Consider the following 25,014-nt stretch of genomic DNA (forward strand, 5'->3'; position numbering starts at 1 on the left):
TGACCTGACGCCTGTCATGAAGATGGCGTTTGCGCGGGCGACGTCATCACGGAGCTTCATACCATCACGGATGGCTGAGATCAGACTGGCCGACGGTCCCATCCTGTCCAGTCTCCCGATCCCGACGCGACTGCATCCAGTTCAGCGCCAGCAGTGCCACAACAAGAGCCGCACCGGCGATTTCGACCATCAGCTCAGGCCAGAACAAGGCGACAATGCCGGGCATCAGCAGCACCCGCATCCAAAGCTGCATTGGCCGCCACAAGAAGGCCTCGAGCACCGCGGCAAATGCCACCAGCCCGAGTATGGCAATCGCCCCGCTCCACAGCACCAGCGGCAGCGGGCCACCGATGATGATTTCCTCGTTGAACACCATGAACAGCGGGATCAGATACAGCCCTTTGGCGTATTTCCACGCCTGAACGCTGGTTTCCATGGGCTTTGACCCCGCGATGGCGGCCCCGGCGAACCCGGCCAAAGCCACAGGCGGCGTCACGTTGCTGTCCTGCGAATACCAGAAGACCACCAGGTGCGCGATCAGAACCGGCACCCCGAACTCCTCGGTCAGGGCAGGGCCAACAAGGATGATAAGCACGATATAGGCGGCGGTCACCGGAAGCCCCATCCCCAGGATGAGCGATGCAATGATCACCAGCAGCAGCGCGAGCAACAGGTTGCCGCCGGAAAACGCGATCATCATGGCCGAGAATTTCAGGCCCAAGCCGGTCAAACCAACGACACCTACAATGATCCCGGCCACGGCGCAGGCCATCGACACCGCAACCGCGTTGCGTGCGCCAAGTTCCAACGCCTCCAGCGTTAGCTCTACGCCTTTGCGACACATGGCAACGAACCGCGCCATGCTGGGTCCCGAGGCTGCGAAATTCCAAAGCGCCCGCGCCGCTGCTGCCGCCATGATCGACAGGATGGCATAAAAGCCCACACGCATTGGCGAATATCCCGCCACCAGCAGGGCCACCAAGGCCACAAGTGGCAGCAGGAAATGCCAGCCTTCGGCCAGAACCTTGCGCGTGCGCGGCAGATCAGTGGCGCTCAGCCCCGTCATGCCCTGCTTGATGGCCGCAATATGCACCAGCAGGTACACCACGCCGAAATAGAGCACTGCCGGGAAAATCGACACCAGCACGATGTCCACGTAAGGCACCCGCGTGAACTCCGACATCAAGAACGCGCCCGCCCCCATCAAGGGTGGCATGATCTGGCCGCCGGTCGATGCCGCGGCCTCGATGCCGCCGGCCTGTGCGGGCCGATAGCCCAGCTTTTTCATCAGCGGAATGGTGAACGCGCCCGTGGTGACCACATTGGCGATGGCCGATCCGCTGATCGACCCCATGCCGGCGCTTGCGATAACTGCAGCCTTGGCCGGACCGCCACGCTGTCGCCCTGTCGCAGCATAGGCGAGATCAATGAAGAACTTGCCTGCACCTGTGACCTCAAGAAAGGCCCCGAACAGCACAAAAACAAAGACAAAAGTCGCCGCAACACCAAGCGGGATGCCAAAGATCCCCTCGGCACCCAGCGTCATCTGACTGGCAACCCGTTCCAGCGGGTAGCCGCGGTGGTTCAGAATGCCGGGCATCCAGTCCGACAGAAACGGCAACTCCCCGCGGGAGCCCGCAAAGGCATAGGCCAGAAAGAAGGCCCCGATGATCGTCATGCCAAGTCCGACGGAACGGCGTGCGCCCTCCAGCACGACAAAGAGGGTCAGGACCCCCATCCAGACATCAATCTGGCGCGGAAAGATCTGGTTGGCGATGATATCGATATTCATGGGCACCCAGGCCCCGACCGCGATACCACACAGGATCAGCGGCCCGTCGATCGCCCAGCCCAACAGACCGCGCGGTTGATCCCGGCCGAAGACCGGGTAGATCAGGAAACAGAGCACCAGAATAAAGCCCAGGTGGATGGGCCGCTGGAAAAACAGGCCCAGTGGCTGCACCCCCGCCGCATACAGCTGGAACAGTGAAAGCGCGATCCCGATCACGGCAATCGCCCGCAACAGAAGGCGCGGTTGCGGTGGTGGAACAGGGGTGATGTCGGTGTCTGTTGTCATCAGTCAGTCTTCCCTCTCAGGGTAATCCGCACCCGCTCGCGCGGTGCCACAGCAGACAGGGAAACGACCTTGTCGCCCACCTGCAGCCGGTGATCGACCGGCCCCGCCCCCGGGCGCAACACATAGGTGTTGCCGGGCACCGGCTCGTCGATATCGAGTATGAAATAGCCACCCTGCCCGTCCGACACCTGTCGTCCGCGCCCGGGAATATGATCCAGCCCCGCCGCGAAGTCCGGCAGATGTGACCATACGAGGACCATCTGGCCCCCGCGGTTCTCGTAGCAATCCGAGACTTCGAACCCTTTGACCGAGTGGTGCCACTTTACGCACCACTCACTGCCCTCGGGCACCGAAAACCGGGCGATCTGCTCGTCATTGGGCCGCGTGGCAACAAGCACGTCGGCGGACGCAGGCGACGCGACGCACAGGAGGAGAGCCAGAAGCCCTCCTCCACCTAGTCTGCCGGTCACGGACGCAGGCGGTCCGGAACTTCGGCGCCGATTTCCTCGAAGTAGCGGATCGCGCCGGGGTGCAGCGGAACCGGTGTCGCGTCGAGCGTGAACTCAACGGTGGTCTGCTTCGCTGCCGGGTGCACAGCCTGCAACTCTTTGATGTTGCCGAACATCGCGCTCGTCACCGCATAGACCAGATCATCCGGAGTTTCCGACGATACGGTCAGCACGTTGGGAATGCCCAGCACGGTGAGGTCTTCGTCCACACCCGTATAGGTGCCGCCAACCAGCGTGGTCTTGGCAAATGTCGCATTTGCGTCAAGTGCGGCAGCCAGCTCGTCCTCTGTCAGGGCGATCAATACGATGTCCTGCGTGGTGGAGAGGTTCAGGATCGACGAGGTCGGCGCACCGACGGACAGGAAGCCCGCATCGATATCGCCATTGGCCAGCGCGTCGGCTGTTTCGTTGAAGTTCAGACGCTGCTCTTCGATGTCGTCATAGGTGATGCCGTTGGCTTCGAGGATAGCGGAGGTGTTGACCTCGGTGCCGGAGCCCGGCGCACCAATGGACACGCGTTTGCCACGCAGATCTTCCAGCGCGGTGATGCCGCTGCCTTCGAGTGCTACAATATGCACCATATTCGCATAGAGCGAGGCCACGCCACGCACCATCGACAGCTGCTGGCCATCAAAACGACCTGTGCCGCTGTGCGCCTGCGCCACGGTGTCCGCCAGACCAATTGCGAAATCCGCATCACCGGTTGCGATCAGGCCCATATTCTCGACCGACGCGCCTGTGACCTCGGCGGTGGCGGAGTAGCCGTCGACATGGCCGTTGATGATCTCGGCCAGACCACCGCCCATGGGGTAGTAGACGCCGCCGGTGCCGCCGGTGGCGATCGAGAGCTGCTCTTGCGCAAGGGCCGGTGTGCCCAGGCTCAATGCGACCAGCGCAGCCGATCCGATCAGGCCCTTGGGCCCGCGAAGAAGTGTATTAAACATGCTGTCCTCCCAAGACAGGAAAATTATAAGTTCGTCCCGCGTTCCTCCCGCGATGTGCTCAAACTTTCAGAATAGCGAATGAATGTGCACTGCTTTTTGCCGCGGCAGACGACTTCCTTGGCAATCACTCGCCATGGCGCGCGCAGAATTCTGCCATACCGCGTACCGTGCGTCTACTCAAGCGCACCACTCGGACTTGCACGGCAGAGCCACGTAAAACCAAAAATAAATTGACGTGAAAAACGTAAAAAGAAGTCATTTTTCGACAGCACGCCAGGTCAACACAAATTGCCAGAAGAGGTAATTTAAAAAGATTGAAATCCATTAATTTGAAATTTGTTCGCACAATATCTCCAAGCGCCAAATGAACCCTCTCGAAACAAAAAGAAAATATTCATCTTTTCGAGCGAGTTTCCCTAAGCGCTCCGTTTTTTTGTTTGACGATCTGGTTGCCGTGTTTTTGTTCAAGGGAGATGTTTAATGAAACTCCGACTTCGCCTGCTGATGGTCCTTGTGATCGCACCGCTTTCTGCCTTCGCGGCATATATGCTGTACGATGACGTCAAAGGCCTTGACGCCATAGCGACCGAAGCCAGGTCCACGACGGCCCAGATCGGTCACGGCGTCGCGTTGAGCCAGTTGATCCACAACCTTCAAAAGGAGCGTGGCTACTCCGCTGGCTTCCTCAGTTCAAAGGGCAACCGGTTCCAAGCTGAGCTGACGGCGCAACGGGACGAGACCAACGCGAGTATCGCGGCAGTCGGAGATCGTGCGCAACACCTTGGAGAAACCCAGCCACGTACTTACGAGGCATTCTCGGAGCGACTCGCCGCTCTTGAGGGCACACGAAACACTGTCGACACGCTGGGCCTCCCCCCTGTTGAAATGGCGAAAGTCTACACGGCGTTGATTGAAGTTACGCTCGACCTGTCTCGCCCGGCGATCGGTGAACATACCGAAACCACGATTGTCAAACTTCTCGAGGTGAAGAACCTGATCGCTGGTGCCAAGGAAAGCGCTGGCCTGGAGCGTGCAATGGGCGCATCCGGTCTGTCCGCTGGCTTTGATTTCGACATTTACGAAAATTATGTGTCGCGGCGCGCGGTGCAAATTGCGTACCTTCGAGAAGCCAACCTCCTTCTCGATGCGGAGGATTGGTACACAGGTCTTTCAGAGATGGCTCCGTACCAGCGCATTCAATCCGCCCGAGAGGCTGTTGCCAGTGGGATGGAAACCGGTGATTTCTCCCTGACGCCGAGCGAGTGGTTCAACATATCGACATCTTGGATCGATCTTTTGCGAGATGAAGAAGTCCAAATGGGGCAACGCGCCTACGATCTGTCCGCACAGGTCTCAGCAAAAGCTGAGCGGAAATATCTTCTCCACTTAGTCGCAGGGATTGCGGTCGGATTGGGAGTTCTGGTTTTTTCCCTGATCGCATTTGAAGGAATGATCCGACGCATCAAGTATCTTGCGAGCGTGGTCAATGGATTTGCAAGCGGTGAGTATGACGTCTTCATTAAGGATATCGAAGGTAAAGACGAACTGAGTCGCCTCGCCCATGCAATTTACAAGTTCAAGCAAGAAACCATGTCCATGCGACGTCACGCACTCGACCTGGAAGCAGAGCAACTGGCACGAAAAGAAGAGCAGGATTTCGTGGTTGCAGAGCTGAAGGACGGTCTCTCGCGTCTTTCCAAGGGCGAGCTGACCGTTTCTTTCGACCAGAATTTTCCAAGCGAATACGAAAGCTTGCGGATTGATTTCAATGCTGCCAGTGCGCGCCTGAATGACGCGTTGTCTGAAATCATGCAGACATCCAAGCGCATTCATCAGAGCTCCGACGACATTCGGTCTGGATCTGATGACTTGTCGCGACGCACCGAAGGCCAGGCAGCCACTCTCGAAGAAACTGCAGCGGCGCTGGAACAGTTGACCGCAAGTGTTCGCTCTGCAGCTGACGGAGCGAGAACAGCCGAGGAAACCACATCTGATGCTCAGATCGAAGCAACGGAAAACGGGACCGTCGTGAAGCAGGCCGTCGCCGCCATGGCATCAATCGAACAGTCTTCCCACCAAATTTCACAGATCATCGGCGTGATTGACGATATTGCTTTCCAAACCAACCTCCTGGCTCTCAACGCAGGTGTCGAGGCCGCACGCGCCGGAGAAGCAGGCCGCGGGTTTGCGGTCGTGGCATCGGAGGTTCGGTCGTTGGCGCTGCGCTCGGCTGAAGCGGCCAAGGAAATCAAGACGCACATCCAAGAGAGTTCCTCTCATGTTGAGGCGGGTGTCGGCTTGGTCAATCAATCCGGTACGGCTCTGGAATCCATTCTCTCGCGCGTCGAGAACATTTCACAGTTGGTCAAGGACATTGCGGAAAGTGCGCAAGAGCAAGCGATCGGCCTTGCCGAAATCAATACCGGCGTTTCCCACCTGGACGCCGCGACCCAGGAAAACGCCGCCATGGTCCAACAGTCCAATTCCACCAGCCACACCCTCAGTACGGATGCCTCTCACCTTGAGGAAATGATCGCACGGTTTGAATTGCGCTCCAGTCACACTCAGTCCCCCATGAGTGAGGTTGCATAGGCGTCAACGCAGTCGTGTCGAAACATCGCACAGCAGGCGGCCCCTCTGCGCTTCGCGACCCGCAAAGCGAGGCGTAGTTTTGGCCTGACCGGTCGAGCAGAGCTGAGACGTGAAGCTTCCCCCTATTCAGCAATGGCTGTGGCTGGCCCTCACTGCTTCCGAAGCCCGGAGAATATGCATTCAACGGACAAGCGACCAAAACTGTACAGATCGAGAAAGTTGCAAACTCATCGAAGAGGCCACTCTTCGTACACAGGAATCATGCGCCGTAAGTTCGCTCTATGACTGAAAGCCAAAATGGTGCGGGTGAAGGGACTCGAACCCCCACGCCAAAGGCGCCAGAACCTAAATCTGGTGCGTCTACCAATTCCGCCACACCCGCACTGCAGCAAGACCAGCCTGCCGCGAGGTCGTTCGATATCAGAGCTTTTTGGGGGATGCGAGAGAAATTCGCCTCGCAACCATCAAAAATCATCGCGATGTCGAGTGAAAGGCGATTGCGCACAAAGGCATGGCTTGGCTCGTACCTATTTCCAACGGAACGAACGAGGTCTTCTTGATCGAGGCTAGCACCTCTAAGCATGACCGTTGCAGGCGTTCTGCCACCCTCTGTCCCGACAAGCTGCCAGTGCTTTCGCACCCATCGCTTCAATGAGGAACGGTAGACACGGCTCTAACTACTGCGACGCGCCAGGACCTTGGGCAGCTCCTCTGGCAGATCCTCCGCAATGAGACCCGCACCAAACGTCAGCGCGCATTCCACATGCAACCAGGCAGCTGTAGCGGCTGCGTCATGAGGACCCAATCCGCGGGCCAGCAACCCGGTGATGAAACCAGCCAGAACATCGCCGGATCCGGCGGTTGCGAGCCAAGGCGCTGATCGAGCATAGACGGCAGCATGAACCGAGCACAGGCCTGTCGGATCAGCGATCACCGTGTCTGCTCCCTTGAACAACACGCTACATCCCGCACGTCTGGCCGCCTCGCGCGTGGCATCAACCTTTGAGAAAGCGGGGCCCTGTGATGCCGGGGCCGCCAAGCGATCCGCAATGTCGGGGAACAACCGGGCAAACTCTCCAGCGTGAGGTGTCAGCACGCATTGCGTGTGCAGAAGGTCGAACAACTGCCGCGGGTCATCGGCAAATGCCGAGAGCGCATCGGCATCCAGAATCGTGGCACGCTTCGCCGCCAAGGCAACAGGAACCAGGTCCCGTGCCCGCTGCTGCCCCAATCCGGGGCCAAGGCACAGCGCATTGATCCGCTCATCCTGAAGGATTTCGGCGAGCACATCCGCTCCCCCGACGCATTTCAGCATGACAGCTGTGATCTGACAGGCGACCTCCATCTGCGCTGACGGTGGCACACCAAGCGTGACCAGGCCCGCTCCGACACGCAGCGCTCCACGCGCTGCCAGCCGTGCTGCGCCAGTGCGCCCTGCCCCACCGGATAAGACCAGTGCATGACCGTAAGTGAATTTATGTGCCCCCTGCCCCTTCGCCAGCGAGGCCACCTCGGGGGCCGCCATCAACACCGGAGGCGACATCGACCCAAGATCAGCGCGCGAATCCAAACCAATAGACTTGACCAACAGCCTGCCACATCGCGCTGGTCCGTCCGCCAGAGCATGGCCACGCTTTGGCGCGTGGAATGTCACCGTAAGATCCGCCCAGATCCCCCGACCTTCCTCGCCAAGCTCCTTTCCGCTGTCGCTGCACACCCCCGAAGGCAGATCAATCGCTACCGTCTTATGGGTCTCCCCAATCGCTGGATCCGCTGTCAGTGCAACCAACGGCAACTCCACCGGCCGGGTCAGCCCAATGCCAAACAGGGCATCTATCAACAGATCCGCCTGCTGCGAGACCCGCCTCTCTTCAATCGTTGAGGACGCCAAAGGAGAAACAGCCCCCATCGCACTCCAGCGTAAGTAGTTGGTGTGCGCATCTGTCGGCATTTTAGCAGCATCCCCGTAAAGGAACACTTCCACCGCCCAGCCGCGCTCATTTAACAATCGTGCGACCACAAACCCGTCGCCGCCATTGTTGCCCGGACCACAAAGAACCACTGCCCGCTTCAGCTTTTCAGAAATACCTCGGGGGGCGGCCGCAGGCCGGGGGGCAGAGCCCCCATCCGGCAGCATCCCAGCGCCCAGCTGGGGCCATTCCTCAAAGATCGCCTCGACCACGGCTGCGCCTGCGCGCTCCATCAACTCCAGACCAGTGACCTCGCCGCCGTCGATGGCTGCTTTTTCGATCACTCGCATCTGTGTCGCCGTCAGTAATTCAGTCATCACAAGCCCTCAGATTTCACAACTGCACATTTTTTAATCTCTCAGATTAAATTTTCATCACAACGTCTGATTTCTGCACATTCCTGCAGCAGTTGCGCCCGCTTACACATTGTGGCGCTCAGTTGAAAATGATCTGACCATCTTCGACAAGGTTGCGAGGAGCTCAGACATGAAAAAGATCGAAGCCATCATCAAGCCGTTCAAGCTGGACGAGGTGAAGGAAGCGCTGCAGGACGTCGGCGTGCAAGGTCTCTCTGTCATCGAGGTCAAGGGCTTTGGTCGCCAGAAGGGTCACACCGAACTCTACCGCGGTGCGGAATATGTCGTGGACTTTCTGCCCAAGGTGAAGATCGAAGTGGTGCTGGACGACGATCAGGTCGACGCCGCGATCGAGGCCATCGTTGCCGCAGCAAAGACCGACAAGATCGGCGACGGCAAGATTTTTGTCAGCCCGATCGAGCAGGCCATCCGCATCCGGACCGGCGAAGCCGGGTCCGACGCCCTGTAACGGCACGCGACGCCGACACTACTGAACACCCGAAATACATAAGTTTTCTGACGGAGGAAGTACTTCAAATGAGCAAGGAAGCAGTTCTCAAGCTGATCAAGGATGAAGAGGCGGAATACGTCGACATCCGTTTCACCGACCCGCGCGGCAAGCTGCAGCACGTCACCCTGATGTCGGACCAGATCGACGAAGACTTCCTCGAAGAAGGCTTCATGTTCGACGGCTCCTCCATCGCGGGCTGGAAATCCATCGAAGCCTCCGACATGAAGCTGATCCCGGCGACCGAGTCTGCCTATGTGGATCCCTTCTATGCGGAAAAGACCATCTGCATTCACTGCTCCGTGGTCGAGCCTGACACCGGTGAAGCCTATGATCGCGACCCGCGCGGCACCGCCGAAAAAGCCGAAGCCTATCTGAAGTCCTCCGGCATCGGTGATGTGGCTTACATGGGCCCGGAAGCGGAATTCTTCCTGTTTGATGATGTGCGGTTCTCCAACACCATCAACAAGGTGTCCTATGAGGTCGATGCGACCGATGCCTCCTGGAACTCCGATGCGGAATTCGAGACCGGCAACATGGGCCACCGTCCCGGCGTCAAGGGCGGCTACTTCCCGGTGAACCCGATCGACGAAGCGCAGGACCTGCGTTCCGAGATGCTCTCCACCATGAAGCGTCTGGGCATGAAAGTGGACAAGCACCACCACGAGGTTGCGTCCTGCCAGCACGAGCTGGGTCTGATCTTCGACAGCCTGACCAAACAGGCCGACGAGCTGCAGAAATACAAATACGTGATCCACAATGTGGCCCACGCCTACGGCAAATCCGCAACATTCATGCCCAAGCCGATCGCCGGCGACAACGGCACCGGTATGCATGTGAACATGTCGATCTGGAAAGACGGCAAGCCGCTCTTTGCAGGTGACAAATACGCGGATCTGTCGAGCGAAGCCCTGTGGTTCATCGGCGGCATCCTGAAGCACGCCAAGACCCTCAATGCCTTCACCAACCCGTCCACCAACTCCTACAAGCGTCTGATCCCGGGCTTCGAGGCCCCCGTTCTGCGCGCCTACTCTGCCCGCAACCGCTCCGGCTGCGTGCGGATCCCGTGGACCGAATCCCCGAAGGCAAAGCGCGTCGAGGCTCGCTTCCCCGATCCGGCGGCCAACCCCTACCTGGCGTTTGCAGCGCTCCTGATGGCCGGCCTTGACGGCATCAAGAACAAGATCGATCCGGGCGAAGCCATGGACAAGAACCTCTACGACCTGCCCGCAGAGGAACTGGCCGGCATCCCGACTGTCTGTGGCTCCCTGCGCGAAGCGCTGGAATCGCTGGCATCGGATCACGACTTCCTGCTGCAGGGCGACGTGTTCACCAAAGACCAGATTGAAGGCTACATCGCCCTCAAGATGGAAGAGGTGGAAACCTACGAACACACGCCGCACCCGGTGGAATACCAGATGTACTACAGCTGCTGATCTCTAGAGATTGGGCTGAATTGGAAAGGGCGCCTCATCTGGGCGCCCTTTTTCTATGCTGTCGGACCGGCATGGGGCGCCCGCAAGACGCGCAACGCAGAGGGGCGCAATCCGGGTCAGTCCACGAATGGGGTCGATCCATCCCAGCCGGCACTGTTTCCTGCCGTGGTGACCGGCACAGGTCCGGAGGTCACATTTTGGGCAGGCATATTTTGGACAGGCACTGCACCCGCAGCCCCCGGCGGTCTGGACGCAAGTTGGTTCTGCAGACTACTCGCAGCTGGCACTGCACCTGCGGCGCAGCGCCCTGAAAAAATCATGTAATCGGGCGACGAGCGTGATCTCCTGACTTCGAAGTCCACAATTGCGCCATCGCCACATTCAAGATCGGAAATCTCTGTTTCGATTTCCTGAGGTGTCCAGTCGGAACCTGCGCTGCCACTGAACCGGCCACTCCCATCACTATCGAATTGCAGTTGATTGCTGGCAGGCACCCCGCCGCAGGCCGCAAGCATCACGCAGCATGCGATCGGTAAAAAGCGTTTGGCCGGTTTTGTAGTCATGACATTTCTCCTGTATGGGTGGCATCTTACGTGCGCACTCCCCTAGAGCAAGAGCTTGAACCCTCCGATGCAACCGACCTAAATCCAATTCGTTGTTCTCCTCTTGAAGCCCTATGCCGTCTCCCATAGGAAAGCGCGTTCCAGCGCCCGACAGGAGCCCGCACAAATGACCTCCCCTGCTATGTCCCCCACCACGCTTGGCATCGACTTTGGCACCTCGAATTCCGCTGCGGGTCTGACAGTGGCAGGTCGGCCCTGGCTGGTGGAACTGGAACCGGGCGAGACCACTCTGCCCACGGCCGTCTTCTTTGACAGCGACAGCAAGAAGATGCGCATCGGACGCAGCGCCACCCGCGCGCTGATCGATGGCGACGAGGGACGGTTCATGCGGGCACTCAAAAGCCTGCTGGGCACGCCGCTCTTGTATGAAAAGCGCCGTCTTGGTGGCCAGATGATGGATTTCACCGATGTCATCGCGCATTTCCTGCGCGAGGTGAAAACCCGTGCGGAAACCGCCACACGGATGGAGTTCACCCATGCGCTCTCCGGTCGGCCGGTCAAGTTTCACTCCAAGGACGAGGTGCGCAACGCCAAGGCCGAAGAGGACCTGCGGGGCTGCTACAAAAAGGCGGGCTTCGAGGATGTCCAATTCCTCTACGAACCCGAAGCCGCGCTGCGCTCTGCCCGCCCGCACCCTGGCGTCGGGCTCGTGGTCGATATTGGCGGCGGTACTTCGGACTTTACCTGTTTTGAACAGGATGCGACGGGCGGCACCCGCATTCTGGCCAGCCATGGTCTGCGCCTCGGGGGGACCGACTTTGATCGCCAGATCAGCATTGATCATGTGATGCCCCATCTTGGACGTGGCGCCCTGATCCGTAACAGTTTTGGCGGCGGCAGCCTGCCCGCGCCCAGCCGGATGTTCAACGATCTCGCCACCTGGCAGATGATCCCCTTTCTCTATGGGCCGGACACCCGTCGCGCCGCGCAGGATCTGGCGCGTAACGCCGAAGATCCCACCGGTCTCAACCGGCTTGTTCAGGTGCTTGAGGATGAACTGGGCCATGACCTGGCCTTTGCCGCCGAGGCGGGCAAAATTCGCGCCAACAGCGCAGATGGCGACGCCGCACAGATTGACCTGCGGATCGTGGAACGCGGCCTGTCTGCCGCCCTGCCCCGCAAGGCGCTGGATCAGACGCTGGCAGAGATGGTGCAGAACATTCAGGCCGAGGCTGCCGAGACCCTGCGGCTTGCCGGGGTCACGCCGCGCGATGTCACCCGCTGCGTGATGGTTGGCGGCTCTGCGCTGCTGTCATCAGTGCGCGACAGCATGCAAACCCTCTGCCCCAACGCGGAGATAGAGACTGACCGTGCGATGACTGCCGTGGCGGACGGCCTGGCGTTGGCTGCGCGGGATGCCGCCTTCTGAGGTGGTTTCCCCGTAGAAAAAGCGTGAACCCCCGAAGCTGCCCGCGTAAGCTGCGCCAAGACATCTGCACAGTCCTGAGGTTTTCCATGCTTGTTTCCCGCCTTGCCGCCCTTGGCCTTGCTGCCACTCTTTCCGTTGCAATGCCGGTTGCCGGCATGGGCGCCACCTGCGGCAACACGGCAGCCGGGTTTGAGGCCTGGAAGGCCGATTTCGCCCGCACCGCCCAACGCGCCGGGGTCCGTCAGGCGGGGCTGAACGCGCTGGCGCAGTCGCGATATGCAACCGGCACCATCGCCGCCGACCGCAACCAGAAGAGCTTCAAATACAGTCTTGAGAAATTCATGCAGGTTCGCGGCGCAACCACGATCGTTGCGCAAGGCAAAAAGCACAAGGCGCGCAACGCCGAGTTTTTTGCCGCGCTGGAGAAGAAATACGGCGTGCCAGCAGGTCTGCTGATCGCCATCCACGGCATGGAAACCGCATTTGGCAATTACATGGGGAACAGTCAGGTGGTCTCCTCCATCGTGACGCTGACCTATGATTGCCGCCGCTCGGAGTTCTTTGAACCCCACGCCATCGGCGCGTTGAAACTGGTGGATCAGGGCGCAATCAGCACGGCGACACGTGGGGCCAAACATGGGGAGTTGGGCCACACTCAATTCCTGCCGGGAAACGCGCTGGAATACGGTCAGGACTGGAACCGTGATGGTCGCGTGGATTTCTACGACATGGGTGACGCGCTGGCCTCCACCGCTTACTTCCTGCGCAAGAAAGGCTGGAAACCCGGCCGCGGCTATCAGCCGGGCGAGCGCAACTATCGTGTTCTGAAGCAATGGAACGCTGCGACTGTCTACCAGCAATCTCTGGCGATCATGGGCCGTCAAATCGACGGCAACTGAAGCACCAGCGCGATAACACCGGCGCGTTAAGAACAATCAACAGGTCGGTCGCAAGATTGTAAGGGCTTGGGCATCAATGTGGCTGTGACCGGTCCAGTTTTTGCCGCATTCCGGCGACACTCCGTGGCAGAAACCGGCGCAACACCTTGCATTTAAATCAAATTCTTTAGAATGGCGCCGTTTCTCTCCTCGCCTGCATGTCGCGGGGAAAATCTGTGTAATCCGCCCAATTTTCCGCGTTTTCAGATCCTACACTTGTCGGAGAAGACAACCGATGGAGGATTTCACGGTGCTGGATCAAACAACACAGAATATGTCGGCTTCGAACTATCGGGGCAAACTGGGGTTTGCAGAGCGGGATGACGCCGCCCTGTCCAAAGCCTCGGTTCTGGTGGTTCAGACGTTGGAAGAATTTGGGCATGAGGTGGATCGCTTTCATGCCAAACGCGCCCACCGGGTCAATTTGGATTGCGATCACTACATCGTCTCCTTGCGCCACCGCCGCAGCCCGGCCCCGATGCGCCAAAGTGACGGCGCGCCCTGCCGCAGCCATCTCGACATCACCTTCACACCACGGTTCCCAGAGCAGACCGATCAGGAACTGACCGAAATGTTGCTCGCACGGTCAATGCAGGCGCTGCTGACAGAGCTAAACGCCACAACTGTGGAATGGCTGGAGACAGGCGTCATGCTGGATCGGGCGGCGTTCCTGTCTGCGTTCGGCTCATCGTACGCGGAGGGCCCATCATCGGCTCGTGATATCGTCGCGCAGGATATTCAAGTTCCCGTTGACGCGGCGGGCGCCGTGCCCGTTGACGCCGTAGCCCCAGAGCAGGCTGAACTGGCGGCGACAATCAAGGCTTTCGACAGCTACGCCGCACGGTCCGGTGGCGCGCAGGTGGAGACGATCACGCGGGTCCCCGCAAAGACACCGCGTTTTGCCTCCGTCGAGGACACCTTTGGCACATTGACCACAGAATGTGATCGCGTCATCGAACGGCGTGCGGGCAAGACACCATCGGAGATCCTCTCCGCGTATCGCAAGGTCACCGGCGTTGTTTCCCTTGGAGGATGCAATGCAGGCACCATGTCGGCCTGGGTCCTGACCGCCATCATGGCGATGCTGTCTCTGCCGCTCGGCATCACCGCTGCGGCGGTAAACCTGGCGCGCGGCGGCGACATGCGGTTCAGTGTCCAGATGCTGGGCGTTCTGGCATTGCTTATGTTCCTGCAATCCTCAGGCCTAGTCTACGCTGCATTGCTCTGATTTGAGGGAATGGGTCACAAACATCTCGCAACAGGTTGATTTCCCTTCGATTTAAGCCTCAAGGTCAGCCTCTGACGCCCATTGCGCAAGCACATCCGCCCGCGTCAGAACCGTCGTGTGGATCGAGAAGATCACGGCGCGCGTCCGGGGCAACCGATAGATCGACTGCAGCTCACTGCGCATGTAGTGCTGCGTCTCCGGTGTCGATGTGGCGCGGGGGTCTTCTTCCCGGCGCGGCTGATGCAGGCTCGGATCCGCATACCAGAGCGCATTGAACCGCCAGAGCGGCCGCCCCGCCTGCACCCCGTCAAACAACCGCTGCACACGTCGGGCAATGCCTTCATCATAGTCCGCGACCGGGGTATGGATCGCCAGCAAGGGTTTCATGAACTTCTGCGCCAGCGTCCAGCTTGCAGGAAAGCACAGAATGGCCGCGGTCAATACGTGTTCATCGCTCGCCTCGGGCTTCTCGAGGATGCAGAAATCCTGTTGCGCAATCCGCCCCAACGTCTCCATCGGGACGCTGCGATCAATGGCAACTGTCACACCATCAGGCCGGGTAACGTGGCTGGCGTTCGCTTGCGCGCCATAGCGGACCGCCAGCACCTGATCGAGCAGCTCCTGCGCGGCAGGCTCTGCAGCATCATCCATCGCCAACACCGCATCCCGATGATCGCGCAACAATCGCTCCCGCTCGCCGAGCTGCGCCGCAAAACCGTCGTCAAAGCGCAGCCAATCCTCGGCCGGCAGTGGCTGGATGCCCGGCAAGGGCCGTGGCGCCAGCGGATTATAGGGGATGGAGGTCTGGAGAATCTCTGTCATGGACTAGCCATAGCACCCCGGTGGAAAGTCTGCACGACTGTACAGTTTCCTTCTGCAACGTCGTGATATGCGCTGGGATTCACATCAAATCTTCCAAAACGGACATGTTCTGGGTCGCATTTAGCAAGGCCAAGGCGCGCGCTGGACTTCAGGCTCTGACCATGAGCCAGGGAGGACAAGATGAACGAGCATTTCCGTGATCGCCGAAAGATCGACCCCAGCCGCGGCGCAGCCCTTGGCGACGGCACGCCGAACGACAATGACCGGATCGAGATCGGCCCGACCCAACTGGCCTTTGGCGAATGGACGGCGGCGGGGCTGGAGCTGCCCAGCCTCGAGGCGATGCGCCACTACCGCTGGCAGCGGCTGACGCAAGCCATCGTGGACCGGGGCTACGGCGGTCTGTTGATGTTCGATCCGCTGAACATTCGCTACGCCACCGACAGCACAAACATGCAGCTGTGGAACACCCACAACCCGTTCAGGGCGCTGCTTCTGTGCGCTGATGGTTACATGGTGATCTGGGACTACAAAAACTCGCCGTTTCTTTCGACCTTCAACCCTCTCGTGCGCGAACAGCGCTCGGGCGCGGATCTGTTCTATTTTGACCGCGGCGACAAGGTGGATGTGGCGGCGGATGCGCTGTCGAATGAGGTCCGCCAACTGATCGGGGAACACGGCGGCGGCAATATGCGTCTGGCGGTGGACAAGATCATGCTGCACGGGCTGCGTGCGCTTGAGGCACAAGGGTTCGAGATCATGGAAGGCGAGGAACTCACCGAAAAAGCCCGCGCCATCAAGGGTGTGGACGAGATCCTTGCCATGCGCTGCGCCTCACATGCCTGCGAGACCGCGGTCAAGGCGATGGAGGACTTCGCCCGCCTTAACGTCGGCGATGGCAAAACCTCCGAGGATGACATCTGGGCGGTGCTACACGCGGAGAACATCCGCCGGGGTGGCGAATGGATCGAGACCCGGCTGCTGGCCTCCGGTCCGCGCTCCAACCCCTGGTTTCAGGAATGTGGGCCCCGGATCACTCAGCGCAACGAGATCATCTCTTTCGATACCGATCTGGTGGGCAGCTACGGTATTTGCGTCGATATCTCCCGCAGCTGGTGGATCGGCGATCAAAAGCCACGTCCCGACATGATCTATGCCATGCAACACGCCCATGAGCACATAATGACGAATATGGAGATGCTGAAACCCGGAGTGATGGTCCCGGAGCTGACCGCAGGGTCTCATGTGTTGGACGCGAAATATCAGGCGCAGAAATACGGCTGTCTGATGCATGGCGTGGGCCTATGTGACGAGTGGCCTCTGGTGGCCTATCCCGATCATGCGGTCGCCGGTGCCTTTGACTATCCGCTGGAGCCGGGCATGGTCTTGTGCGTGGAGGCGCTGGTGGGCGAGGTCGGCGGCGACTTTTCCATCAAGCTGGAGGATCAGGTTCTGATCACCGAGGATGGCTACGAGAACCTGACCACCTACCCGTTTGATCCGGCCTTGATGGGTCAGGCCTAGAACAACGGCGCTGACCAGGGGACGGGGCGGCCTATATCTTGCGTCTTCGGCGGATCAATCCGCCGGGCGTGGCCAAGGCAGGCGCGCCAAAACCCCGTGGTGATCGGAGGCGAGTTTCGGCAACACCTCGATCACGCCCTCGCCGCCCGGCGCCAGCACATGGTCGATGCCGATGGGGTAATTGACCAGCGGCAAATCAAAGGTCGCCGCATAGGGCCCGACCCGCGCCATGCCGCCGGCCGCGCCGATCTGTGCCACCGCATCAGACCAGCCCACAGCGTTGAAATCTCCGGCGAGGATCACCGGTCCCTCAAGGCTCTCCAGGCGCTTCACCACCCGCTCTACATGATCGGCTTGCTCGTGCGGCCAAGGCCAGGGCAGATGCAGGGCCGCCACCCAGAACCGCCCTGTCGGCCCCTCCACCTCCATCGCGGCCAGCCCAAGATCCTCTGCGCAGTCAAGCCTGTCGGTCGCGGTGACCCCGCGCGCCAGAACCGCAACGCCTCCGACCTTGCGGAATGGGCAATACTGCTGCACCGGATAGTCCGGCTGCAGGGTCTTCAGGATCGGCAGATTGAAACGAGAGATTTCTTCGAGCGTGACAATATCCGCGCGCGCGTCACGAATGGCCTGCGTCAGGCTGTCATTGCCCGCGTTCCGCCAGAGCATGTTTTTCTGATACAGCGTCAAGGGCGGTGGGGTGCCACTTGCCTCGTCTGGCAGATGCCCCAGCCAATTGACCATCATCACAACCGTCGCCGCCGCCCCCATCAACGCCGCGCGTGCATCATGGCGCAGGATAAAGGCGCAGATCATCGCAAGACCCGCAAAGGGCACACGAAAGACCGACAGGCTATCCCCCAAAGGGTGCACCATCCCCAGAAAACTGCCCGCCAAGGCCAGGATGCTGAGGATCAAGAGCGCCCAAAACACGGCGCGGCACAGGTTCAATACGCGGCTCACAGTCCCAACCGCTCCCGCCAGAGCGGCCATTTGCGCGCCACAACGGCCACGCTGTCCGCCTCTGATGCCAACTGATCCAGCGGGACCCACGCCAGCGCATGGGATTCTTTGCTGGCAATAGGCTCGCCCGCCTCTGCCACAAACAGATAACGAACGTCATAATGCAGATGCGTAGGCTCCTTGGTGGAGGCCGGGATATCATGCACATCGACATCAAAGACCTCCGAAGTCAGCAGTCGGATGCGCGACAGGCCACTTTCCTCATAGGCTTCCTTCGTGGCGGTGAAGCACGCGTCTTGAATGCCATCACAATGCCCACCAAGCTGTAGCCAACGGTCGAGCTTGGCATGATGGGTCAGCAACACCGACGACAGGTCCGGCGACAGCACAAAGGCCGATGCGGTGACATGACTGGTCAGCGGGTCACGCCCGAACGCCCGCGGCTCTTGGCGGCAGAACATCACAAGGCGTGACCACATGTCCGTGTCGCGGGCGTCCAGAGGCGCAAACTGCCCGATGCCGGCAAGCGCGTGGTCTGAATTCTGATGCTCGCCCATGTGACGCTCCTTCACCTTCCCGTGACGGTTGTGACAGCCGCCTTGCCGTACCGCGGGCCTCGGCGCACCTTAGAAAGGCCGACACCCCAAAGCCAAGCCCCGAAAGCACTGCCAATGCCCACTGAACGCATCACATTTTCCGGTCACGCCGGACATGACCTCTCCGCCCGTCTCGACTTGCCCGACGGTCCGGTGCTGGCCACCGCCCTTTTTGCCCATTGCTTCACCTGTTCCAAGGATATCCCCGCCGCCCGGCGGATTGCCGCGCGTCTGGCCGCCATGGGCATCGCGGTGCTCAGGTTCGACTTTACCGGGCTGGGACATTCCGAGGGCGAGTTCGCCAACACCAGTTTCAGCTCCAATGTTGCGGATCTGATTGCAGCCGCGCGCTATCTGGCCGGACGCAATATGGCGCCCGACATGCTGATCGGTCACTCGCTGGGCGGAGCGGCGGTCCTGCGCGCGCGTGCGGGCATCCCATCGGTCAAAAGCGTGGTGACGCTCGGCGCGCCCTTTGATCCCAGCCATGTGGCACATCATTTCGATCACGCGCTGGAGGCGATCCAGCGCGACGGTCAGGCAGAAGTCAGCCTTGGGGGGCGCCCCTTTGTGATCGGCAAGGAGTTTGTCGACGACATTCGCCAGACGGAACTGGGTGAGGCTGTGGCAGATCTGAAGGCCGCCCTGCTGGTGATGCATGCGCCCCGCGATGCCACCGTCAGCATCGACAATGCCGCCGAGATCTTTCAGGCCGCGCGCCACCCCAAGAGCTTTGTCACGCTGGACGATGCCGATCACCTGATCACCGATGCCTGTGACGCGGAATATGCGGCGGATGTGATCGCGACCTGGGCCACACGCTATGTGGATATGAAACCACCCGGCCCGCCGCCCGGCGCGCCGGAGGGGGTCATTCGCGTCACCGAAGCCGATCCGGAGGGTTTCCTGCAGGACGTCCAAAACGGCCCCTATCACCATGTCTATGCCGACGAACCAGAAGCCTATGGCGGCACAAATCGCGGTTTGTCGCCCTACGGGTTCGTTGCTGCGGGTCTAGGGGCCTGCACCTCGATGACCCTGCGCATGTATGCCCGCCGCAAGGGCTGGCTGCTGGACAACATCAGTGTCGAGGTATGCCACGACAAGGTTCACGCGCAAGACGCCATCCCCTCGGGGCCGGCCAAGATTGATCGCTTCATGCGTGTCATCCACCTGAGCGGAGATCTGACACCGGAGCAGCGCGACAAGCTGTTGGAAATTGCCGACAAATGCCCCGTGCATAGGACGCTGGAGCAAAGCTCACATGTGGAGACCCGACTGGAAAGCGCGCCCTCAGAGGCGCTGTTCCGACCCGACGGTCCCACCACAGCCGACTAGCAGCCCGCCCCGGCAGCAGACACGATGCGGCGCCACGCTTGCCGCCGGGGCATGGCTCGTCTATGAGAGCGGCATCTCATCCACTGACGACAAAAGGTGCCGCCGCCCATGATCCCTCGCTATGCCCGCCCCGACATGGTTGCCATCTGGTCCCCCGAGACCAAATTCCGCATCTGGTACGAGATCGAGGCACATGCCTGCGACGCCATGGCGAACCTTGGTGTGATCCCGCGCGAAAACGCCGAAGCGGTCTGGAAAGCCAAGGATGTGGAATTCGACGTCGCCCGCATCGACGAGATCGAAGCTGTCACCAAACATGACGTCATCGCCTTCCTGACCCATCTGGCTGAACATGTGGGCAGCGACGAAGCGCGCTTTGTCCATCAGGGCATGACCTCCTCCGATGTGCTGGACACCTGTTTCAACGTACAGCTGACCCGTGCCGCCGACCTGCTGCTGGTTGGCATGGATAAGCTGCTGGCGGCGCTGAAGAAACGCGCGCTGGAGCATAAGGACACCGTGCGCGTTGGCCGCAGTCACGGCATTCACGCAGAACCCACCACCATGGGCCTGACCTTCGCGCGTTTTTACGCCGAGATGGACCGCAACCGCGCCCGCCTCGTTGCCGCCCGCGAGGAAATCGCCACCGGTGCGATTTCCGGCGCCGTGGGCACATTCGCCAATATCGACCCCTCGGTCGAGGAACATGTCTGCGAACAGCTTGGCCTGAACCCGGAGCCGATCTCCACCCAGGTGATCCCGCGCGACCGTCATGCGATGTTCTTTGCCACCCTCGGCGTGATCGCCTCGTCGATCGAAAACGTTGCGACCGAGATCCGTCACATGCAGCGCACCGAAGTGCTGGAAGGCGCGGAATTCTTCTCCATGGGGCAAAAGGGCTCCTCGGCGATGCCGCACAAGAAGAACCCGGTGCTGACCGAGAACCTCACTGGTCTGGCGCGTCTGGTGCGCATGTCTGTGATCCCGGCGATGGAGAACGTCGCCCTCTGGCACGAGCGTGACATTTCGCACTCCTCCGTCGAGCGCGGCATCGGCCCCGACGCCACCGTGACGCTTGATTTCGCCCTGCACCGTCTGGCGGGTGTCATCGACAAGATGCTGGTGTTCCCGCAGAACATGCTGGACAACATGAACAAATTCCCGGGTCTGGTGATGTCGCAGCGGGTGCTTCTGGCGCTGACGCAGGCCGGTGTCAGCCGCGAGGATGCCTATTCCATGGTGCAGCGCAACGCGCTGAAGGTCTGGGAAGAGCGCCTCGATTTCCGCGAACTGCTGCTGGCCGACGCCGATGTGGTTGCCGCGCTGGGCGAGGATGGCGTCAACGAGAAATTCGACATGGGCTACCACACCAAACATGTCGACACGATCTTCCAGCGGGTGTTCGGCGAATAAGCACGCCCTCGCGCACACAGATCAAACCCCGCCCTCGCCGGCGGGGTTTTTCTTTTCGCCTCACAGCTTCGTGATGACTTGTTTTGGCCGTTCACCGCGCTTTCAGCGTAGTTTGAGCAACAACAGATAGGAGATCTTCATGCGTTTCACGTCCCTCGCACTTGCCATTGCCCTGCCCTTCACCATGCCAATGGCCGGTTTTGCCGCTGGCGGCGACACGACCACGCCGCCGACCCCATCGGACACCACCAAAAAATGCTGGGGCAAACGCGTCTGGGATGAAGATGCGCAGAAATGCGTGAAGCCTGAAGAATCATCCCTGAGCGACGAGCAACTGCTGCAGACCGCGCGCGAGCTGGCCTATCTGGAGCGCTTCGAGGATGCGCAGGCCGTGCTTGCCGCCCACCCGGATCAGACGGATAGCCGCGTCCTGACCTATTGGGGGTTCACCCACCGCAAACTCGGTCACTCATCCGAGGCGAAAGACTATTACACCCATGCGATCGCGCAAGATCCCGACAATATCCTCGCGCGGAGCTATATGGCGCAAGGCTTTGTTGAAACTGGAGAATATGCGCAGGCACTGGCTCAGTGGAAGGAAATCAGGGCGCGCGGCGGTGACGGAACATGGGCCGAAGCCTCGCTGCGTCAGGCAATTCAGACGGGTGTGACCGTTAACTACTAAACTTCAGGCTTTCTTTACTGCTGAAGGCATATCTTGCTTCCTGACAGAAAGAGAATCTTTTCGGGTCAAGGTTCAAGAATGGAACAATCATCAGCTCTAGCGCTTCCTATGGCGCCACTGGGCGACGGACTTGGCGATTTTTCGTCACCGGCGCCCGCACCATCCCTCATGGGGGGGGCTCCCCAGCTTAGTGGGAAAGCCAAAGCGGCTATTGTCGTTCGTCTTCTTTTGAACGAAGGCGCCGATGTCCCCCTTGAAGAGTTGCCAGACGATCTGCAACTCGAACTTACTCAGCAAATGGGTAAGATGCGCCTGGTGGATCGCCAGACGTTGGACGCAGTCGCGGCCGAATTTGCAGAACAGCTCGAGAATATCGGGCTGTCCTTCCCCAATGGCCTCGCAGGTGCGTTGAGCGCCATGGAGGGCAAGATCAGCCGGCACACGCACAGCCGTTTGCGAAAGGAAGCGGGTGTGCGCCAATTCGGCGATCCCTGGGATCGGCTGCGCAAGCTGCCGCCCGAGGAACTGGCCGAACTGGCCAAGGCCGAAAGCACCGAAGTCGCAGCTGTGTTGCTGTCCAAGATCGACACCGCCAAGGCGGCAGAGATGTTGCAGCATTTGCCAGGTCCGATTGCACGTCGCATCACCTATGCGGTGAGCCAGACAAGCAGCGTTACACCGGACACGGTGGATCGCATCGGACTGTCGCTCGCCTCACAGATCGAAGCGCGCCCGCAGGTCGCCTTTGACAAAACGCCAGGCCAACGTGTCGGGGCCATCCTGACGCAATCCGCAGCAGCGAAACGCGAGGAGGTTCTGACCGCGCTCGATGAGGAGGACCAGGAGTTCGCCACGGATGTGCGCAAGTCGATCTTCACCTTTGCGCTGATCGCGCAGAAACTGGAACCGGTGGATGTGCCGAAACTAGTCCGCGCCTTGGGCCCGCAGGACATCACCACCGCCATCGCCTTTGCCACGGATGAGGACGATGTGGCGTCGGTCACCTTCCTGTTGGACAACATGTCCAGCCGCATGGCCAACAACCTGCGTGAAGAAGCAAATCAACTTGGTCGTATCAAACGGGCCGATGGCGAGGCTGCCTACGGTATTATCGTCAATATGCTGCGTGAAATGGTGGTCAACGGCGACATCGAGCTGAAGTCTGACGAGGAAGAAGAAGACTAGCACCGCCGCGCGTCGATCACGCCATCATGACCTGACACAAAACAAACCCGTGCCACACCGGCGCGGGTTTCTTCGTGGCGGTTTCTTGTGCAAGGCAGCGGCGCCCTCTATGATCGGGCGTTGCGGTATCGCAAGCAGGAGCACAATCCCCCATGCCCGTCGCCCACTCGGAGCTGACCTTTTCACAGCGCGCAAATTACTTTGTCGGAAATCTGTTCCTGCGTGGGCTGATCGGCGGGTTGAAACTGATCCCATATCGCTGGCGCGTGCCCGCGATGGGCTGGACCCTGCGCAAGGTTGCCCCCCTCGCCGGGTTTCACAAGCGGGTGCGCCGCAACCTTCATTATACACGTCCGGACCTGACCGAGAGCGAGGTCGACGCGCTGTGCCATCAGGTCGCCGACAATGTCGGACGCACGCTTGCAGAACTGTACGCTGGCGCGCCCTTCTGGGCCCGCGCCAAGGCGGCCCCCATCAATGGCCCCGGCCTGAAGGCGCTGGAGGCCGCGCGCGCAGAGGGGCGTCCGGTGGTGCTCGTCACGGGGCATTTCGGCAATTACGACGCCGCACGGTCCAAGCTGGTCCAGATGGGGTTCAACATGGGGTCGCTCTATCGGCGCATGGCAAACCCCTATTTCAACGACCACTACGTCAAAGCGATTTCCGCCACCGGAAAGCCCATGTTCGAGCAGGGAAAACGTGGCATGGTCGAGATGGTGCGCCATCTGAAAGCGGGCGGAAACATCGCTATTGTCGCGGATATGCACGCAATTGGAGGGCAGTATTTGCCGTTCTTCGGGCGCCCGGCTCTCACCTCGACAGTGCCCGCGGAGCTGGCATTGAAATACAACGCCGCCTTCATTCCGATCTACGGCCTGCGCGGCGACAATGGGATTGATTTCGAGGTAGTGGTCGCCGACGAGATTCCGCACTCAGATCCGGTGACGATGACGCAGGCGGTCTGCGATGATCTGGAGCGTATGGTGCGCGCGAATATGGGACAGTGGTTCTGGGTCCACCGGCGCTGGAAACCCATGCATGACACCCCGCACCCCGACCATCCGGACAGTGCGTAGACCCGCTACTCCGCGCGGGCGGCGGCGAGGATAGGTCCAAACGGCCATTGCTGCACCAATACCGCAGCCGGCAGATCATCAGGCAGCTCGACAGACAGATCGAGTGGGTCAGCGCCGTCCCAATCGGCCAGAACCTGCACGCTTTCAACCACATTGGCGTAATCCAGCGTATTGCCCGCAAGTTCCCCGCGTTTGATATCGACGCGGCGAAGCGGCATGTACCTTACCAGCTGAACCCGCAAAACATCACCGCGCCGCTCAGGCTGTTTCGGCACTTTGATCGAGATTTGCTCCCCCCGAACCAGAACCGAAAGGTTCACCTTCGGCTTGTGACCGGCATATGTGCCCAGCACCTCTGACAGCTGCATCGCATCGGCGCCGACCACATCCTCGCGCCCCATGATGATCATCTGGGGGGTATAGATCATGTTGCGCCCACCCACCTGCGCATATCCGCGCTGGCGCACCGTATGGGCCGGATCGGCAAAAGCGTCTGCCCAGCCAATATAGTCCCAATAATCAACGTGATAGGCCAAGGGCAGCACATCCTCACGGGTGGCAAGCCGCTTCAGCAGTTCATCCGCCGGAGGACATGAGGAACAACCTTGCGAGGTAAAGAGTTCTACCACCACAGGGGAAGGCTCCGCCGTTGCCGGACCAGAGACGGCGCAGATCGCCGAAAAAATCAGAGAGGAAAGCGAAATAAACCGCATGAGTCGCCTGTCAGGTTGTTAGGCTTACGGATGTACGCTCCGCCTGCCTCAATGGCCAATCAATCATTCTTGAGAGGTGTGACAGGAAATAATGCATACTTGTGTACCATTGCATACAATTCTGCGTCATGCGATGTTTCTTCTATTGA

At 60.1% G+C, this 25,014-nt stretch carries 21 protein-coding genes and 1 tRNA gene; 12 read left to right on the plus strand and 10 right to left on the minus strand.

Features of this window, described 5'->3' with window-relative positions:
• Positions 1-64: 64 nt before the first annotated feature.
• The 3 genes from R1T40_RS06710 to R1T40_RS06720 are packed head-to-tail and all read right to left on the minus strand — an operon-like array spanning position 65 to position 3,530.
• Positions 65-2,077: a TRAP transporter permease gene (locus R1T40_RS06710; protein ID WP_317386338.1), complete on the minus strand. Its 2,013-nt coding sequence runs from the start codon at positions 2,075-2,077 to the stop codon at positions 65-67.
• Complete coding sequence (locus tag R1T40_RS06715) at positions 2,077-2,547, minus strand: DUF1850 domain-containing protein (RefSeq protein ID WP_317386339.1); 471 nt, start codon at positions 2,545-2,547, stop codon at positions 2,077-2,079. Before R1T40_RS06715 ends, R1T40_RS06710 begins: the two co-directional genes overlap by 1 nt.
• Positions 2,544-3,530: a TAXI family TRAP transporter solute-binding subunit gene (locus R1T40_RS06720; protein ID WP_317386340.1), complete on the minus strand. Its 987-nt coding sequence runs from the start codon at positions 3,528-3,530 to the stop codon at positions 2,544-2,546. The genes R1T40_RS06715 and R1T40_RS06720 overlap by 4 nt, the downstream gene beginning before the upstream one ends.
• Positions 3,531-4,010: 480 nt before the next feature.
• On the opposite strand from R1T40_RS06720, the gene R1T40_RS06725 reads away from it, so the two are divergent.
• Entirely contained in the window at positions 4,011-6,122 is a 2,112-nt protein-coding gene (locus tag R1T40_RS06725; protein WP_317386341.1) for a methyl-accepting chemotaxis protein, read from the plus strand.
• Positions 6,123-6,420: 298 nt separating this feature from the next.
• Here the strand turns inward: R1T40_RS06725 and R1T40_RS06730 are convergent.
• Positions 6,421-6,504 (minus strand) — tRNA-Leu (locus R1T40_RS06730).
• Positions 6,505-6,795: 291 nt separating this feature from the next.
• On the minus strand, positions 6,796-8,409 hold the full coding sequence (locus tag R1T40_RS06735) for an NAD(P)H-hydrate dehydratase (protein ID WP_317386342.1): 1,614 nt from the start codon (positions 8,407-8,409) through the stop codon (positions 6,796-6,798).
• Between the two features lie 169 nt (positions 8,410-8,578).
• Here R1T40_RS06735 and R1T40_RS06740 point away from each other — a divergent pair, with 169 nt between their 5' ends.
• Both R1T40_RS06740 and glnA read left to right on the plus strand, forming a co-directional pair.
• Positions 8,579-8,917, plus strand: a complete 339-nt coding sequence (locus R1T40_RS06740; protein ID WP_106165255.1) for a P-II family nitrogen regulator — start codon at positions 8,579-8,581, stop codon at positions 8,915-8,917.
• A 68-nt stretch (positions 8,918-8,985) separates the two neighbouring features.
• Positions 8,986-10,392 carry a type I glutamate--ammonia ligase gene (gene glnA, locus R1T40_RS06745; RefSeq protein ID WP_106165256.1) on the plus strand — a complete coding sequence of 469 codons (1,407 nt, stop codon included), beginning with the start codon at positions 8,986-8,988 and terminating at the stop codon, positions 10,390-10,392.
• 116 nt (positions 10,393-10,508) lie between these two features.
• On the opposite strand, the gene R1T40_RS06750 is transcribed toward glnA, so the two are convergent.
• Entirely contained in the window at positions 10,509-10,955 is a 447-nt protein-coding gene (locus tag R1T40_RS06750; RefSeq protein WP_317386343.1) for a hypothetical protein, read from the minus strand.
• A 166-nt stretch (positions 10,956-11,121) separates the two neighbouring features.
• Here R1T40_RS06750 and R1T40_RS06755 point away from each other — a divergent pair, with 166 nt between their 5' ends.
• From R1T40_RS06755 to R1T40_RS06765, 3 genes are all read left to right on the plus strand, one after another.
• Positions 11,122-12,384, plus strand: coding sequence for an Hsp70 family protein (locus R1T40_RS06755; RefSeq protein ID WP_317386344.1), 1,263 nt, complete (start codon positions 11,122-11,124; stop codon positions 12,382-12,384).
• Positions 12,385-12,470: 86 nt separating this feature from the next.
• Positions 12,471-13,283, plus strand: coding sequence for a lytic murein transglycosylase (locus tag R1T40_RS06760; RefSeq protein WP_317386345.1), 813 nt, complete (start codon positions 12,471-12,473; stop codon positions 13,281-13,283).
• A 289-nt stretch (positions 13,284-13,572) separates the two neighbouring features.
• Complete coding sequence (locus R1T40_RS06765) at positions 13,573-14,550, plus strand: hypothetical protein (protein WP_317386346.1); 978 nt, start codon at positions 13,573-13,575, stop codon at positions 14,548-14,550.
• A gap of 51 nt (positions 14,551-14,601) precedes the next feature.
• On the opposite strand, the gene R1T40_RS06770 is transcribed toward R1T40_RS06765, so the two are convergent.
• The gene (locus R1T40_RS06770; protein WP_317386347.1) at positions 14,602-15,372 is read right to left on the minus strand and encodes a heme-dependent oxidative N-demethylase family protein; all 771 of its coding nucleotides are present in this window, start codon (positions 15,370-15,372) and stop codon (positions 14,602-14,604) included.
• A 180-nt stretch (positions 15,373-15,552) separates the two neighbouring features.
• Between R1T40_RS06770 and dddP the strand changes: the two genes are divergently transcribed.
• Positions 15,553-16,896: a dimethylsulfonioproprionate lyase DddP gene (dddP, locus tag R1T40_RS06775; RefSeq protein ID WP_317386348.1), complete on the plus strand. Its 1,344-nt coding sequence runs from the start codon at positions 15,553-15,555 to the stop codon at positions 16,894-16,896.
• Between the two features lie 54 nt (positions 16,897-16,950).
• On the opposite strand, the gene R1T40_RS06780 is transcribed toward dddP, so the two are convergent.
• Positions 16,951-17,859 carry an endonuclease/exonuclease/phosphatase family protein gene (locus R1T40_RS06780; RefSeq protein ID WP_317386349.1) on the minus strand — a complete coding sequence of 303 codons (909 nt, stop codon included), beginning with the start codon at positions 17,857-17,859 and terminating at the stop codon, positions 16,951-16,953.
• A complete protein-coding gene (locus tag R1T40_RS06785) occupies positions 17,856-18,416 on the minus strand; it encodes an NUDIX hydrolase (protein ID WP_317386350.1) in 561 nt (186 codons plus the stop codon). Before R1T40_RS06785 ends, R1T40_RS06780 begins: the two co-directional genes overlap by 4 nt.
• Before the next feature lie 114 nt (positions 18,417-18,530).
• On the opposite strand from R1T40_RS06785, the gene R1T40_RS06790 reads away from it, so the two are divergent.
• The 5 genes from R1T40_RS06790 to R1T40_RS06810 all read left to right on the plus strand — a co-directional run bounded on the left by R1T40_RS06790 (position 18,531) and on the right by R1T40_RS06810 (position 24,152).
• Complete coding sequence (locus tag R1T40_RS06790; RefSeq protein WP_317386351.1) at positions 18,531-19,793, plus strand: bifunctional alpha/beta hydrolase/OsmC family protein; 1,263 nt, start codon at positions 18,531-18,533, stop codon at positions 19,791-19,793.
• 108 nt (positions 19,794-19,901) lie between these two features.
• Positions 19,902-21,206 carry an adenylosuccinate lyase gene (gene purB / locus R1T40_RS06795; RefSeq protein WP_317386352.1) on the plus strand — a complete coding sequence of 435 codons (1,305 nt, stop codon included), beginning with the start codon at positions 19,902-19,904 and terminating at the stop codon, positions 21,204-21,206.
• 139 nt (positions 21,207-21,345) lie between these two features.
• Complete coding sequence (locus R1T40_RS06800; protein WP_317386353.1) at positions 21,346-21,891, plus strand: tetratricopeptide repeat protein; 546 nt, start codon at positions 21,346-21,348, stop codon at positions 21,889-21,891.
• Positions 21,892-21,969: 78 nt separating this feature from the next.
• Positions 21,970-23,076: a flagellar motor switch protein FliG gene (locus R1T40_RS06805; RefSeq protein WP_106165266.1), complete on the plus strand. Its 1,107-nt coding sequence runs from the start codon at positions 21,970-21,972 to the stop codon at positions 23,074-23,076.
• Between the two features lie 152 nt (positions 23,077-23,228).
• The gene (locus tag R1T40_RS06810; RefSeq protein ID WP_317386354.1) at positions 23,229-24,152 is read left to right on the plus strand and encodes a lysophospholipid acyltransferase family protein; all 924 of its coding nucleotides are present in this window, start codon (positions 23,229-23,231) and stop codon (positions 24,150-24,152) included.
• A gap of 5 nt (positions 24,153-24,157) precedes the next feature.
• On the opposite strand, the gene R1T40_RS06815 is transcribed toward R1T40_RS06810, so the two are convergent.
• Complete coding sequence (locus R1T40_RS06815) at positions 24,158-24,865, minus strand: DUF1223 domain-containing protein (protein WP_317386355.1); 708 nt, start codon at positions 24,863-24,865, stop codon at positions 24,158-24,160.
• Between the last annotated feature and the right edge of the window lie 149 nt (positions 24,866-25,014).

It is taken from the genome of Tritonibacter scottomollicae (genome assembly GCF_032924845.1).
In the GTDB taxonomy this organism is placed as follows: Bacteria; Pseudomonadota; Alphaproteobacteria; order Rhodobacterales; family Rhodobacteraceae; genus Epibacterium; species Epibacterium scottomollicae.